Raw genomic sequence first — 14,188 nt, 5'->3', positions numbered from 1 at the left:
ACGGATGGCGATGACCGGCGGCATCTGCAAACACCCGAGCACAGTGGCCCCACGTCGTGAATCGGCTTTGGGGGACGGGGAAACCTTACAGCCGCCGTCACGAGGTCACCTCTTGCATTTGCGACCCCGAGACCTTTATCGGCCGGGGCGGTCGACGGCGTCGTGAGACTGCGAAACCTCCAAACGCATACCGGCGTCCCGGGGAAGGCTGCTGGCCTCCTCATCCGCATCTGTGGTCGATGGTGGCTCGCGCCTTACTGGGCCGGCTGTTCGATTTCCTCCAGGGTAGTTGTCCAGTAAGGTGTTAGCTATAAAATGCTGCATCCACTGGGACGTCCGTAATGTCAAAGAAGCCAGTATCAGCCCCGATGGCGGGGGGCGTCTCGACGGAGAGGCCTCTGGCCGACCTCCAGCTCGATGCGTTGAACCCCCGTTTTGGATTTCCAGAGGGGAAACTCCGTACTCAGAGCGCAGTGCTTGACCACATTGTCGATAAGTTTGGAATCGATGACGTTCTGAGCTCGCTTTCGGTGAACGGCTACTTTGAGGCCGAGCCGATGGTTTGCAGGACCGGGGACAAGGGCAAGGCGGTTGTAATCGAAGGGAATCGGCGGCTCGCCGCGTGTCTCATCTTAGCTGGCGACCCCCGTGCATCTCGTCATGCGAACCGGACTCAGGAAGCGCAGAAGGTTTGGAATGAGCACGGCCAAAAGTCGATTGATCCGGTACCCGTAATTGAGTTTGCCGCGAAGGCAAGTTCAACCGAGCTTCTCTCCTACTTGGGAGTTCGGCATATCGCCGGCTCTCAACCTTGGGATTCTTACGCCAAGGCCGCATGGATTGCGAAGGTGGTTGGTGACGGTCAACTCAGCCTAGAAGACGTGACGGCAATGATTGGAGATCAGTATCGGACTACGGAGCGCCTCTTGGAAGGATATTACTTCGTCAATCAACTGATCGACGAAGGAAAGTTCATTCCTGAGAACAGTCAGCGTCGAGGCCGTGGCAGCGTTTCGGAATACCCATTTTCTTGGATCTACACGCTCCTTGGGTATTCTGCCACTCGCTCCTTTCTCGACTTGGACGCATCGAAAGATCGATCTAAGCCCGTAGCAAAAAAGAACCTTGCGAAGGCGGCGCTCGTAGCCAGTGCGATGTTTGGCGACAAGAGCAAAGGGCAAAGTGCGGCCATCGACGACTCGCGCGAGCTAGGGAATTTGGCGGCCGCTCTGGCTGATCCAGAAAAGGTGACCCTCCTAGAGCAAGGGAAGACTATCGCGCAAATTGATCGTGTAACTCAGCCTTTAGAAGAACGATTGAGGCGAGGCTTAGCGACGATTCGAGAGATACAATCCGACTTGATCACCGGACTAAGCGAGCAAACGATTCCTGTTTCGGTTGCAACAGGATTTCTCCGGCCTGCCGGTATGAATCGACAGTCGGCAGGAGCGTTAGAAAAGCGGCTCCAAGAGATAAGCAACGGCGACGATGAGTAGAGATATTCATACAAACCGCAACTTTCATCAAAGCATAATAAGTAACGCGGATCAGACGGAGCTGAGTGCGATTAAATTTGGATCCGTGGTAATCGACTCGGGCATTCAAGATGATCGTATTGCGGATGCCTTGGACGATTACGACCCTGCACTAACCCATCTATCTGCGTGGCAAAGCCGTGATCTGAAGCTTGATACGGCTGTTGGCGACGTAAGCAATGTTCTAAGTGAACGGTCAGCGATGTTGAAAGGCGCTTATCCTTTCGACATAAAAGATGGTCGGCTTGTGTATCAGCCGCGCAAGAGTCGGTTCTACGAGTTCTGCCTTCTTATAACCCTGGCGAAGGACATCACGACGGGTGAATACACCCAATTACCTCGAAGCTTCGAGCGAATTTGTGCGGTGCTTGTGCGGACGTACTTGGGCAAGCACGCCAAGGCGATACACGTTGGCGCACCGCGTGATGATGTTGTCGGTAAGACTTTCCAACAGGCGATGGAAAGCGTGCAGAAGGAAACGGGGGAGTGGATATGGGACCCCGAGCAGGGCATGCCCGTTGACACGTCGGTTGGCGGGGATGAGGGCGTGGATTTCATCGTCTGGGCAGATGCGATGGACGCGAGACGGGGGCATCTTTTCGTTCTAGGCCAATGCGCGTGTGGAAATGATTGGCCGAATAAGTTCAATGATTTGGACCTCGAGCGTCTCAAGAAGTGGATGAGGCCGCTGTCGCATGTGACGCCCGTGAGGTCTTTCACCACGCCCTTTCAAATGTCAGAAGGTATGTTGCGGGATGCGCAGCGTTTGGCAGGATTGGTATTTGATCGTGCACGGCTTGCCATCCTTGCGCATGATGGCCTTACCGATCCCGAATACGAAAAGTGGGAGAAGAAATTGCCAGCGCTCTGCGACCTTGTCCTAAGGCCTGGCGCGGAAACTAAGAAGCCCAAGGTTAAGAAGAAGCGCGTCAAGAAATCTGGAATTCGAAAAAGAAAGACAAAGTCGTGATTAAGACAAGTTGTTACGGATATGGTGCAAGCGACGCAAGATTTCACGATGCCGTGCTTTCAGCCGCCTGGCGAACGACAACTTGCCGTGCGACAGAAGTATACGAAGCGAATTGGTCTTACCGACGTTGCTGAGCTAAGCAAATTCCCTCGCGCTCTGTTGTTATACTTGCAGCCGCGGAGGGGCGAGGGACCAGAGCCCAACGTTAACTTCCTCTATCGTGAATTTTGAGGGGCCCTTCCCGCCATTCGACCGAACGCGTTCATCGGTTGTTCCGTCTCCGGAATGATTCGGAGTAATGCTTCCATCGGATGAGGCTCTTGCTGCGAAGTCCCTGCCTGCCGGAAGTCCTATGAGACTCTGGGCGGCGCGAAAACGGCGATAGGCGGCGCAGTTATAACAATATCTTTTGCGTCTCCACCTCATTGCTTGGATGCGCGCGAAATTACCTCGTCTGAAATCTTTCGAGCGACCTTTTCGAGCGACGACGCCGAAGCGATGTCGCACTCCCACACAACTTTAACCTTCCAGCCCAATGCACGAAGGGCCGCGTCGTTCTTCTTGTCTCTAGCAACATTGCGGGCGAGCTTGGGAAGCCAATAGCTTTTGTTCGTTGCCGGCCGGTTCGAGCGCCCGCAATCCTTGTGGGCGTGCCAAAAGCAGCCGCGAACCTGAACGGCGTACTTGTACTTGCGAAAAACAATGTCGGGTTTGCCTGGAAGCTCGCGCACGTTGTTCCGGTAGCGCAGACCGAGCCGATAAAGCTGGGTTCGAAGCCTGACTTCCGGCGAAGTATCAACTGAGCGTATCCGGGACATAATTTCCGAGCGCCTGGCTGGCGTAAAGATATCCATTCGGCAATTCCTGCTAGTGGTTTCGCTCCGGCACCTTATTGGACAGCAAAAGCTCGCACATCTCTTCCTTCGTCAGTTTCGACACCGCCGGCTCGTCATCGCGGTCGCCGAGCAGGCTTCGCGCCATGGCTGATTTTCGGTCCAACGCTCTGACGATTGCATCTTCAATTGTGTCGGCAGCCAGCAAGCGAAGATAGGTGACTGGATTTGTCTGGCCGATACGGTGATTGCGGTCCTGGCTTTGCGCATAGTGATCGTATCGCCAAGAGAGGGTCTCATAGATGGTGTAGGCGGCAGAAGTCAGCGTAAATCCGGTGCCGGCGGCCGCGGGATTGGCGACCATGATCCTTGTCGCCGGATCATTCTGGAATTGCCCGGCGATCGCCTGCCGTTCGTTGTTCGGCGTGCCCCCATAAATCGCGACGGCGCCGAACTTGCCAAGCCGGTCCAGCAAGGATTCAACCGACTTAACGTAATTCGACCAAACAATAATCTTCCGCCCAGGGACCGACAGGATGTCGGCGGCAATTCCATCCAGTACCTCAAACTTGCCCGGGACGCCTTCCATCCCCTCCACGAGCAGCGCGGGGTTGCTTGCGATTTGAATCAGCCGCGTGAGCTGCGCTAAGGCCGTCGACGCGAACACCTTGTACTGCTCTCCGGTCATGGCCTGAATTTCGCAAATCATTTCATGCCGCATATCGTCGTACAGCTTGCGCTGCCAACGGGGCAGCTCGACACGGATGTCGACGAAGGTTTTTTCGGGCAGATCGAGGCAGTCTTCTTTCGTCCGCCGCAAGATCATCTTGTCGAAGATCGGCTTTGCGAAGCCGGCCTTCGGATCTTCCTCCATCCGGGCTAGAAAAGTTTCTTGCGATCCCAAGAGCCGCTCACCTGGCGCCAAGATTTCGATCTGGGTGAAGAGATCGCTCGGCGAGTTGGTCACCGGCGTGCCGGAAAGAAGCCACCGGAACGCGCAGTGCGGCGCAATTTGCCGCGCAGCCGCCGAGGTAAGGGATTTCCAATTCTTGGCAGCATGCGACTCGTCCAGCACAAGCGCCGTCTTTTGACGCTGCACGAAGGCGAGCAGAGCCGTTACCTCCGACCGCGCCGTCTCGTAGCTGGTGATCACCACAGGGGCCCTGGAGCTTAAAAAAACGCTCTTTCGCTGCCGGGGCAATCCTTCCGCGATTGCAACCTCGAACTCTGGCGCGAATTTCTCGAACTCAGCAACCCAGTTCCGCTTCAGCGAGTTGGGGCATATGATCAGCAGCCTATCCGCACGGGTAGCCTTGAAGACCGTCCTGAAGGCGTCGATTGATACGAGTGTCTTTCCAAGCCCTTGCTCGAAGGCGAGCAAGCCGTTCCTGGCATCGGCCAGGAACGCGGACCCGTCGCGCTGATGCTGCATAAGCTCCACAGGCATCAAGCGGCCTTCGAGTGCTTGCCGATGAGGTCGTTGAAGTAATCGAGCGCCTCCCGGAATTCAGACACTTCGTCAGCCGGCAGCGCCTTGACGTCGGCAAGGCTTGCCTCCGTCAGCGTCCGTGTCATCTTCTTCAGCGCGACACGGAACGGTCGCACACCCGGGTGAATCTGGTCAGTGATCTGGTCGAGAGCCTGCTGCAGCGCCTCGACATCGTCCTCACCGAATTCCGTTTCGCCGCGCTCGATGGAGCGCTTGATCATCTGCGGGATGGTCGAAATCTTCGCCTTGGGACTGCTCGCGTTCGACTTCACTTCGGTGGCAAGCCGGCTGGCGATGTGCCGCTCGCCGCCCTTGAGCTGTTCCCACTTGTCGTGGTCGTCATAGAACTCCTTCAGGAAGCGCGCTTCGCGGTATTCCTTGAAGACGTCGTTCCGCACCATTTCGAAGACGTCATGCCGGAGAGTGTCATGCTGGGCATTGTCGTATTCGCGGAGCTGGGAGCCGATCACCTTCGCCTTGCTGAGCTCTTCCAGAATGCTGAAGGATTTGGCCGCGATCTTCGGGCCGTTTTCGTCGTCGATGTGTTCGATGAACTGCAGCGAGAACTCATAGGCGTTCTTGAGCCGGTTCACCCACGATTCCGACTTCTCCATGTACTGCGCCATCTGCGCCTGATTCATCAGGGGCGCCTGACCGTTCTTTCCGACGACGGTTTCATAGATGAACTTGGCCTCGATGTAGCGGCCCCATTCCCGCACGCCCGAGCCTCGGACGTGGATGCGCGCGAGCAGGATCGCGCGCTCCTTCTCGCCGAAGTTCGGCGGAAGCACCTTGGCCTTCACCCGGCGGAAGGTGCCTTCCTTCAGGCCGGTCGTGTATTTGCGGTCGAGCTGACGCAAAATCGACACGCGGGTTGCGCCTTCAAGAACCAGGAACTTCGACTGCGGGTTCGGCCGCCAGACGTAGATCGGCTCCATCTGCCCGAGGTCGAGGATCGACTTCTTGAGCGTGTCGTAGCCGTTGGTTTCCTCCAGCGCCGCTTCCAGATCCGGCTCGGAACGCACCCCGGCCACCGGGAGCCAAGTTTGCAGGCGGGGGTTGTCCGGCCAGAGCGACACCTCGTCATGGACGTTGAGTAGTTCCTCGGTCAGTTCCCAGTCCTGGCTGCCGATCCGTTCAAAATATGTGCGCTTTCCGTTTGCATCTGTGCTATTGATCATGATATGTTCTCCAAAATCTTGCTCCAGCAACTCGTAGCAAGATGAAGCAAGAGAGCTCAGGAGTCAATGTCTGCCCGGGTAGCCGTTATTTGTTTGGGGGATTCGTGCTATCCTTCAGCAAGCGTTGGCGAATCGGTCCTATCTTTTGGGCATTGCTGCCTGCCGGGATCGCCAATGCCGCCTGTTGTCCCTAAAATCGTCCTCCATAAGCGCACTGCTAAGAAGGCGGGTGGCTCGACTTGCGTTGACCTGTTTGCTGGCGCTGGCGGCCTAGCCGCCGGGTTCCGCGACGCGGGCTGGGCGATCCTGGCCGCGAACGATGCTGATGCTGACGCGGCCGAAACCTTCCGGCTCAATTTCCCTGAAGCGTCCTTCTTTCACGGCCCAATTTCCAAGCTGAAGGCAAAAGACATCTTGAATGAGTGCGGCCTCCGAAAGGGCCAGCTTGATTGCCTTATCGGCGGACCGCCCTGCCAGAGCTTCAGCTACAACAACCACCAGCGATCGGCGGACGACGAGCGCGCCGGCCTCTTCAGGCATTACCTTCGGCTAGTGAAAGAGCTGAAGCCGAAAATGCTCGTGATGGAAAACGTCCCCGGCATCCTCACGATTGGAAACAACAGCGTCATCGCGGAAATCGCGAAGAAGCTTTCGCGCCTGGGGTACGACATCGCCGTTCGCGTGCTGTCCGCTGAGGAATTTGGCACCCCCCAAGTTCGGCGCCGCGTATTCATCGTTGCGAGCCGCGTCGGCAAAGCCGCTGCACTGCTGCCCAAACCGTCGCACCGCCCGGCGCCTGGCGTGAGGCGTCCCGAGGCTGACGACAAAGAACAGCAGCGGGGCCGTGCGCACACGGTGACAGTCGAACAAGCGATCGGCGACCTGCCCGTGCTTCGAAGCGGAGGCGGCAAGATTCCCGGCGTACCGCTCAAGAGAAAAGCCAAGAGCAGCTACCAGCGGAAGGCACGCGGTCGCATCAGATCCATTCACAATCACATTTGCCACGCCCTAACAGAGCCCATGCTTGCCAGAATCAGCCATGTGCCGGAGGGCGGAAACTGGCGCAACATTCCTTTTAGGCTTCTGCCAGCGGGCATGCAGCGCGCGGAGCCGAACGATCATACGAAGCGCTATGGCCGGCTGTCCCGCAAAGGCCATGCCTCCACACTGCTCACCAAGTGCGATCCGCATTGGGGAGCCTACATCCATCCCACGCAGCAGCGCACAATTTCGGTGCGCGAGGCCGCGCGCCTGCAGGGATTTTCCGACAGTTTCATTTTTGCGGGCTCGAGCTTGGGCGCCCACTACACGCAGGTAGGAAACGCAGTGCCGGTTCCTGTCGCGCGCGCCGTAGGCACGGCTGCGCTTTCCCATATTGAAAGCCGCCGAAGGAAAGCCAAATCCAAATCCAGCGGTACCAGGCGCAAAGCAGCGCGGCGGCGCGTTCGGCATTAGACTGCAACGGGCCGCTCATCGGCGCCCACCGCGAGCGATTTCCACCAGTTCAGCAATGCGCCGCGGGCGATGTGTTCGAAGGTATTGAGCAGCATAGGCGTCTGGTCTGCCTTCCAGCGCGCGTTGCGGGAATACATCGCAACGCCCTGCGGCTTCTCTTGAACCTGCAACTCGGTTTCCGATACCCGTGTGATTTGCGGCGCTTCACACATAGGCAAAGGAAACGCTGTGCCTTGGTGCAGGCTCTTCGACCGGTGTCCATAAATCAAGCTCGTGGCCTTGCGCAGGTCGCCGGGCTCAAACGGAAAGCGCAAATAAGTCTCCGGCCGCGCTGCAGGAGGCGGCGGCGCGAAGGCCTCGATAAATTTCACAAAGCGCTTCGTCGAACCCGTCAGCTGCTTCAAGGCATCCGCGATGGGGCCAATCAGCTCCGGATTGCTGCTTGCGATAAGCTCCACTAAATCCGGAAAGGCCGTTTCAAGCTGATCGACGGCAGATACTGCAGAAGACCAACTCAGAGAAGCCGTCTCGATAGCGGAGACCAGCATCAGCCACGCAAGCGAGGGATCGGAGTCTGCGATCCATACCGCCTGCTGGTACTGCCGGGCCGCTTTGATCAGAGCGTTTGTATGCTCGATGCTGCGGTCTTGAAAGCCATGGAGCGGCGCGAGCCCTTCATTCAGATTTGCCGGAAGCGCTAACCGGGGAATCTGCGGCCGGCCTTCCAACAAGAGCAGCGGATCGGGCTTTCCGCCAAACTGAGTTGGACGCCCAAATCGGTCGTCTTCGCCGCGGAACTCTCGATTTACTCCGCCTGCCTTGAGCCTGATGCCAAGGAATAGCGCCGCAAGCGCCGCAATCTCGTCCGTGGAATCGCCACCATGATAATGATCGAAATCATTCTGCATGGGCGACTGATACGCAGGGTCTTTCGCCGGATCGTAATGATGAACAACCCGCAGCACGACCGCTGGGCGAAGAGCGCGGCCGCCGTGCTGTCCCGCATGGGCGATCGTGTTGATCAGCGCATATGGCCCGAGGTCGGGCACCTCGCCGGTAATCCACGTGTCCGTAAACAGCGTGGCCTCGGTGGTCTCCGGCCGGCTCTGCCCTCAAGGAAACGGCGCCAGTTTGCGTATATGCAGCTTGGAGTCTGCTTTGCAGTAGCGGCGCGCATGTGACAGCGTGCGGTTCTGGCGTTGGTGACGGAACACGTATCATCGAAACCGAAGGCTCACTCTGAACCGAGATGAGGCGGCAGCTATTCAAATCCCGCCGTCTCTTCCTCGACGTCATCGCTTCGGAAGGCTTGTCCCTGCTTATCGGATTCTCGGGGAATGATCCTCTTGGAAAGCTCCTGACTCACAGCGTCGGCGCGCTTTTGAAGAAACACTCGGTACTCGTCGCTCCACACGCCGAACGCGGACATGTCGTGGATGAGATGGGTCGCCATCGTGGCCGGGAGAGCCGGATTCTCGTCCTTGAATTCCTGCATGTATTCAGACGGCGGCTTGTCCCTGATGCGGCGCTTGTTCAAGTAGTCATCCACGATCGTGATATTCAAGACGTTGTTGGCTTCTATCTCTTCGATGCCCTTTCGGCCCAAGTAGGCTCTCGGAAAGAAGTGGTGGTAGTTGCGGCTGTTGGCCTGCTTTAGCCAATCGTTGCTGATCCGAACGGCCGCGCCGTCGCTGAACGATTTAGGCTCGTGATATGCGTAAAGGCAAAGAAGCGCCTTCACGAAGCTGCGGTTGGTGCTGAACCAACCGTTCTTCAAGAGAAACGCAGGCGACGGATCGACTGCCCAGTCGTACTCGGGCAATTTGTTCGCGAGAATATCATCGATGCGCTGAACGTCCCGCGCAAGCTTGCTCTCGACCGAAGACGAATACCGCCCCGCAAGCGAGCATCGCCAGAAGAAATCCTCAAGCTCCTTCTTTTGCTCTCCGGCAGGTTTGTCCTGGTGATGAAAAAAGAAATACCCGAACGGCACGAGCAAGGCGCTATAGGGGAGAAGTTTGGACACAGGAATGCGATAGGTGTTTCGCAAATACTCTGCCGCCCGCTCAACCGCATCCGCCGCGCGGGGCCACGTATCGATAAATTCGCCCTTGGCGAGATTCAGCACGGTCTGGCGTTTGCAATCTTTCTTGAGCAGCAGCGACACCAGCTGCAAAAGCGTCGCCGCCGAGACCGTCTCGTAATCGATTGTCTGCAGCCGGCCGACAAGCTCTTCGAATCTCTCCGCGAGGTCGAACTGCCTGGCTTCGTCGTAGGTCTTGGCTACCATAATCTCGAACAGGGAGAGGGCCTGTCCGCCGACGTTCAGCCGGGTAAATATCTCCGTTGCTACGTCAATCGGCACGTCTTGAACTTCGATGATCGCGAAATCGTAGGCTTCGATCCGGCGCTTATATTCATCGAGCCTCGCGTGCGTATGCTCCGGATACGAGGCGAGCTTTTTCAGCGAGCCGCCCAGCAAATCGCGAAGCTGAATGCACAAAGCGGCGTCCCGGCCCGTGAGGTCGGTGACAACGATTTGCTGATCCTCCGATGCGGCCAAATCGAGATAGATCGCCGAGAAGTCATCGAGTGCGCCGGACGCCCGCGCAACCGACAGTCCTTTCAAGGCCGCAAACAGGCTCGTCAGTCGCTGCTGCCCGTCGAGAACGTATTTAACAACCTCGCCCTCGCTCGGAGGAGGCAGATCGATGCCGCCGATATTCTTAACGCTGCGCAGTCGGTCCCGCGTCGCCCAGAATATCATGGTGCCGATCGGATACCCTTTGACGACGCTGTCCAAGAGCTTGGCCGAGCGCTCGACCGACCATACGAAATCCCGCTGGAACTGCGGAATCTTGATCCGGCCCCGCTCGATGTCAGCAGTCAAAGCCGAATAATTGAGGTGAGTAGGCTGCGGCAAACGCATTAATAGCCCCCGGCAGGAATTTCAGGGTCATTCTGCGCGAGACTGCGAGATACCGCAACCCCTGGTCATTTGAAGCGAAGCACACTTCAAAGCGCCCTACTGCTGGACCTCGAGCACGCGAATATACATTCGGGTGTCACGTCACAACTTCAGGCACCAGCCGCCCTTCCGCATCACGGTTCATTTGAAACGTGGCGATAGCTGGGTTGATGGCAACAGCTTTCTCTACGATTTCAGCTCTGTCTGTTTCGTCAATCGCAAGGCCGAGATATAACTCGGTGATTTCCTCGGGATGAAATTTGAGCAGGCTCCAATCTTCTTCGTTCTTATCGAGCGGAATGACGAGCCGGTACTCCTTCTCGTGCTGCCAGTCCAATGTCTTTGTGTAGATTATGTCGTGCATAGCTGCACGAGCCGAAGCCTCTTGATCCTCGAACAAGGTCCAGGACATAAAGTGCCCGCCATCGCGATATATTGTCGGGCGCTTCTCTTGGTATGACACAGGCCGAAACAGCTCAAACTTTGAGTCCCTGCCGGGCCCGGCCAGGACACGCAACGCAATACCCATATGGTCCTGTGCATACCCGGACCACATTTTCTCCGCATCCTTTTCGGTGGTGACGCAGAACACGCGATGCCTCTGCATCATTTCATTTATGCCGTCGATGGTGCTCTGTGCGAGCTGCTCGACGTTGCTTACATCCAGCTTTAGCAGCTCCGGCGTTTTCTTGAGTTCTTGAACGAAAATCGGCGCGGCCTTCGGATTGGCCCGAAAGATATCTTGCAGCTTGGTCACGGTCTGCCGCATGGACGGGCTCGAACACGCCACTGGCCTGTCGATATTCGTCAGGATCATCTCTCCAAGGTTCGCTTGGATGCTCTTGAGCGCATCGGCGAGGTTTCCAGGAAACACGCCGGCTACGGTCAAGTCTTCTTTGTCATTGAACGTGGACGGCTTTGCATGCTTGAAACACTGGCCGCCAAGCGTTTTCTTCGCTCCGTCAACATCCAGGTACTTATATAGCGGCGGAAGGGGCATCGAGAAATTCCGCGATTGCGGGATGACTGCCCTTGTTAGTCAGATTACCTCGTAAAACGTTCAATAGCGCCTTTGCAACCAGCCCAAACCCGCCTGACCTATGCCCGAGCTTAACCAGCCGCGGTCTCGCAACTGCACTCGCTGTCGGGTCTCGCGTTCCGGCGTCGTTATCACTGCCTCGAAAGCGGGTGCCATCCTTCCGCCTCCGCTTCGCTTCGGCCGTCTATTCACCGGCATGCGATGGGTGGACGCTTTGGTGCCACGATGTTCTCGTCGGCCAAGCAGTGCGTCAGATCATTACGCAGCTTGTTGAGCAGCTTCCAGTCCGCCTTACGGTCGGGATCGGCCTTCGCGATGTCGACGGTTCCGTGCGTGAACGCACGCGGTCCGACCAAGGTGGTCCGGTTGCGCATGGATTGCATCGACGACGACTAGGCCTTAGCACGTGGCGTAGGCCGTCCAGCACCCTATATCGAGTACGCGCAACCTGGCGTCACGGCCCGGCCGCGACGCCGTGGAGCTGCCTTGAAGACGTCCGGCCTGATACTTCCCGCAAACACCCGGCGAGCGTCTATTGGGTCGCGCGCATGGAATGAAAGACTAGCGCTATGGCGAGGAAGGCGAACGCAAAGATACAGCACTACGTGCCCCAGTATTATTTGCGCGGATTTGTGAACCAGAGAAAGCAACTCTATGTTGTTGATCGGCAGCGTGCCAAATTCTTCCGTGTGCCCGCGAACAAAGTCGGCGGTGAACTTTATTTCAATTTGGTCGCGATCAAGGATATTAATCCGTTCGCCGTCGAAGAAGCGCTTTCCGAAATGGAAGGCCAAATGGCACCTGTCCTCGATAAGGTGAAGTCGACCCGGTCGCTGGGAGACGAGAAAGACCGCAACGCGATACTGAACCTCATCGCATCCGTTACGCTGCGCAATCCGAAGCAGCGGGCCGCGGTCGGCGAGATATATCGTGGCGCGGGACAACTCGTCGCAGGTGCTGGGCTGGAGACGAAGGACAAGTACGCCGAGTTCGTCGCGGCGATGGCAGCGGACGGACTTGCGGCGCCCGCATACGAGGAAATGAAGGGATGGTTCAAGAACGAACCGGAATTGTTCAAGCCTCCAGCGCCGCCGAAGGAGTTCAACATTCTCGTCGAACTCCAGTGGCACGATCCGCTGGTGAAGCTATACGACGGCAGGAAATGGCAGATGCTTGTCGCCGATGACGATTCGGGAGGCTTCGTCACAAGCGATCATCCCGTCTGCTTGCGGTGGGCCGATGGTCAAGATCACGGCAACGTTTCGCCCGGTTTCAGTTTGCCGGGCACGGAAGTTATTTTCCCGCTTTCGCCAAAGCTCGCGCTCCATGGCCGTTTCGATGGCGAGGAGAATGCGATCGAAGCGGACAGAGAAACGGTCGCGGGGATCAACAGTTTGCTCATAAGCAACTGTAACGACCAAGTCTTCGGACGCGACGCGCTATTTTACTATAGACGCGGCCCAACGGACGAAGTCGGCAGCGGTGCCCATCTCAGCACGGACGAGGTGTTCTTGGCCGGCGGCAAAAATGTCGATGACGGTAAGGTCTTGACCTTCAAAGCTGAATAGGCGGCTTCCTGGGCCGACCGGTCATCGCACTCGGCGCTCTAGCAAAAAAATCAATCCGCTTGTTGCCCAGACATTGCAGTTTCAGTACGATGCAACCTTATTTCAGGAGGCGATCGTGTTTGATAATTTTCATCGTCGGGGTAGCCCGATCCGTACGTTCATCGTTGCAATTTCTTTCGCCGGCGCGAGCGCGCTGTCCGCTTCGGCTCAGGACGGCAAGACGCCGCTGACCAACGACGCGTCGCGCGGAGAGCTCTTTGAGCTCATGGGACAGATCGTCGAAGGACAGATCCCGTCTGGAGAGTTCAGCCAGTTCGCCTTTCGGGCGAATTTCCGCTTCGCTCACGATGCCATCTGGCGCAGCCCGGTGCTCGACGAAGACCCCCGCTCCAATCAGATCTTCGGCATCGACATCTCGCATCACTTGACCGACAAATGTAAGTGCAAGGTCGATTGGACCTCGCTTGCCGATCAGAAGGTCGCGTTTGCCTACCTCAAGGCCACGCAGGGCGTTAGCTACTACGACCGATCCTTCGACCCCAACCTCGAAGGCATTCGAGCGCTTCCGGCCGGGAAGAAGATTGACGTGGGCGCTTTTCACTTCCTTTCGGCGGACGGGTCCGGCGAGGATCAGGCGAAGAACTTCCTTGATGTGGTCGGTTCGAAATTGGGCAAGGACGATCTCACGCCTTCACTCGACGTGGAGTGGGATGTCCGCACCGACGCGTCGGGGAAAGTCATCGTCGGAGCCGATGGAAAGTCGAAGGACTTTTGGGAAGGCACCGACGGGAGCGTGATACTCAGCCGCGTCCAGGCATGGCTGAAGGTCGTTCAGACGCAAACGAAGAAAGTGCCGATCGTTTACACGAACCCTCTCTGGTGGAAAGAGCGCATTGGCAAGGCGGGTACGATCGAGCAATCGCTGTCTCAATACCGGGTGTGGATCAGCGACTTATCCTCGAAGGGGCTGAAGGTCGAAGAACCATATAACTACAAGGGCAACTGGCATCTCTGGCAGTTCAGCTTCACGGCGACGGCCGAAAAAGGAGGGCTGCCCCCAGGGCATGCGGTCGATGCCGATGTTTTCGCTGGGGACGCCGCGTCTTTCGCCAGTTCGCTAAAGTAGGCGCGACCATGTCGGAGCAGGTGA

General features: G+C 57.3%; 12 protein-coding genes. 5 read left to right on the top strand and 7 right to left on the bottom strand.

Annotated elements, in window-relative coordinates:
- Positions 1-341 precede the first annotated feature (341 nt).
- Entirely contained in the window at positions 342-1,496 is a 1,155-nt protein-coding gene (locus YUA_RS43650; RefSeq protein ID WP_051383124.1) for a hypothetical protein, read from the top strand.
- The gene (locus YUA_RS0107485) at positions 1,489-2,505 is read left to right on the top strand and encodes a hypothetical protein (RefSeq protein WP_027530114.1); all 1,017 of its coding nucleotides are present in this window, start codon (positions 1,489-1,491) and stop codon (positions 2,503-2,505) included. Before YUA_RS43650 ends, YUA_RS0107485 begins: the two co-directional genes overlap by 8 nt.
- A gap of 422 nt (positions 2,506-2,927) precedes the next feature.
- Here YUA_RS0107485 and YUA_RS0107480 read toward each other — a convergent pair whose 3' ends face one another.
- The 3 genes from YUA_RS0107480 to YUA_RS0107470 are packed head-to-tail and all read right to left on the bottom strand — an operon-like array spanning position 2,928 to position 6,008.
- Complete coding sequence (locus YUA_RS0107480; protein WP_027530113.1) at positions 2,928-3,359, bottom strand: very short patch repair endonuclease; 432 nt, start codon at positions 3,357-3,359, stop codon at positions 2,928-2,930.
- 13 nt (positions 3,360-3,372) lie between these two features.
- Positions 3,373-4,785 (bottom strand): DEAD/DEAH box helicase, encoded by a 1,413-nt coding sequence (locus YUA_RS0107475; RefSeq protein ID WP_027530112.1) that lies wholly within the window; start codon positions 4,783-4,785, stop codon positions 3,373-3,375.
- Complete coding sequence (locus tag YUA_RS0107470; RefSeq protein WP_027530111.1) at positions 4,785-6,008, bottom strand: hypothetical protein; 1,224 nt, start codon at positions 6,006-6,008, stop codon at positions 4,785-4,787. The genes YUA_RS0107475 and YUA_RS0107470 overlap by 1 nt, the downstream gene beginning before the upstream one ends.
- 174 nt (positions 6,009-6,182) lie before the next feature.
- Here YUA_RS0107470 and YUA_RS43645 point away from each other — a divergent pair, with 174 nt between their 5' ends.
- Positions 6,183-7,463: a DNA cytosine methyltransferase gene (locus YUA_RS43645; RefSeq protein WP_063627778.1), complete on the top strand. Its 1,281-nt coding sequence runs from the start codon at positions 6,183-6,185 to the stop codon at positions 7,461-7,463.
- Here the strand turns inward: YUA_RS43645 and YUA_RS0107460 are convergent.
- The 4 genes from YUA_RS0107460 to YUA_RS0107445 all read right to left on the bottom strand — a co-directional run bounded on the left by YUA_RS0107460 (position 7,460) and on the right by YUA_RS0107445 (position 11,844).
- Complete coding sequence (locus tag YUA_RS0107460) at positions 7,460-8,512, bottom strand: hypothetical protein (RefSeq protein ID WP_027530110.1); 1,053 nt, start codon at positions 8,510-8,512, stop codon at positions 7,460-7,462. The two genes, YUA_RS43645 and YUA_RS0107460, sit on opposite strands and share 4 nt — an antisense overlap.
- Before the next feature lie 212 nt (positions 8,513-8,724).
- Positions 8,725-10,392 (bottom strand): DUF262 domain-containing protein, encoded by a 1,668-nt coding sequence (locus YUA_RS0107455; RefSeq protein ID WP_027530109.1) that lies wholly within the window; start codon positions 10,390-10,392, stop codon positions 8,725-8,727.
- A 136-nt stretch (positions 10,393-10,528) separates the two neighbouring features.
- Positions 10,529-11,431, bottom strand: coding sequence for a DUF2971 domain-containing protein (locus tag YUA_RS46810; RefSeq protein WP_051383123.1), 903 nt, complete (start codon positions 11,429-11,431; stop codon positions 10,529-10,531).
- 227 nt (positions 11,432-11,658) lie between these two features.
- Positions 11,659-11,844, bottom strand: a complete 186-nt coding sequence (locus YUA_RS0107445; protein WP_027530108.1) for a hypothetical protein — start codon at positions 11,842-11,844, stop codon at positions 11,659-11,661.
- A gap of 195 nt (positions 11,845-12,039) precedes the next feature.
- Here YUA_RS0107445 and YUA_RS0107440 point away from each other — a divergent pair, with 195 nt between their 5' ends.
- Together YUA_RS0107440 and YUA_RS46805 are read left to right on the top strand one after the other, a co-directional pair.
- A complete protein-coding gene (locus YUA_RS0107440; RefSeq protein ID WP_027530107.1) occupies positions 12,040-13,038 on the top strand; it encodes a DUF4238 domain-containing protein in 999 nt (332 codons plus the stop codon).
- Between the two features lie 115 nt (positions 13,039-13,153).
- Positions 13,154-14,164: a GH25 family lysozyme gene (locus YUA_RS46805; RefSeq protein WP_156947074.1), complete on the top strand. Its 1,011-nt coding sequence runs from the start codon at positions 13,154-13,156 to the stop codon at positions 14,162-14,164.
- Positions 14,165-14,188: the final 24 nt, after the last annotated feature.

The organism is Bradyrhizobium sp. WSM3983 (genome assembly GCF_000473045.1).
Lineage (GTDB): Bacteria > Pseudomonadota > Alphaproteobacteria > Rhizobiales > Xanthobacteraceae > Bradyrhizobium.
The sequence above is the reverse complement of the archived record's forward strand: the minus strand, read 5'-3'. Positions and strand labels throughout refer to the sequence as shown.

Bases quoted from the DNA above. Each gene is read 5' to 3' on its own strand.
- YUA_RS43645 (WP_063627778.1), top strand. From the start codon at position 6,183: ATGCCGCCTGTTGTCCCTAAAATCGTCCTCCATAAGCGCACTGCTAAG.
- YUA_RS0107470 (WP_027530111.1), bottom strand. From the start codon at position 6,008: ATGATCAATAGCACAGATGCAAACGGAAAGCGCACATATTTTGAACGG.
- YUA_RS0107440 (WP_027530107.1), top strand. From the start codon at position 12,040: ATGGCGAGGAAGGCGAACGCAAAGATACAGCACTACGTGCCCCAGTAT.
- YUA_RS0107455 (WP_027530109.1), bottom strand. From the start codon at position 10,392: ATGCGTTTGCCGCAGCCTACTCACCTCAATTATTCGGCTTTGACTGCT.
- YUA_RS0107475 (WP_027530112.1), bottom strand. From the start codon at position 4,785: ATGCCTGTGGAGCTTATGCAGCATCAGCGCGACGGGTCCGCGTTCCTG.
- YUA_RS43650 (WP_051383124.1), top strand. From the start codon at position 342: ATGTCAAAGAAGCCAGTATCAGCCCCGATGGCGGGGGGCGTCTCGACG.
- YUA_RS0107445 (WP_027530108.1), bottom strand. From the start codon at position 11,844: ATGCGCAACCGGACCACCTTGGTCGGACCGCGTGCGTTCACGCACGGA.
- YUA_RS0107480 (WP_027530113.1), bottom strand. From the start codon at position 3,359: ATGGATATCTTTACGCCAGCCAGGCGCTCGGAAATTATGTCCCGGATA.
- YUA_RS46810 (WP_051383123.1), bottom strand. From the start codon at position 11,431: ATGCCCCTTCCGCCGCTATATAAGTACCTGGATGTTGACGGAGCGAAG.
- YUA_RS0107485 (WP_027530114.1), top strand. From the start codon at position 1,489: ATGAGTAGAGATATTCATACAAACCGCAACTTTCATCAAAGCATAATA.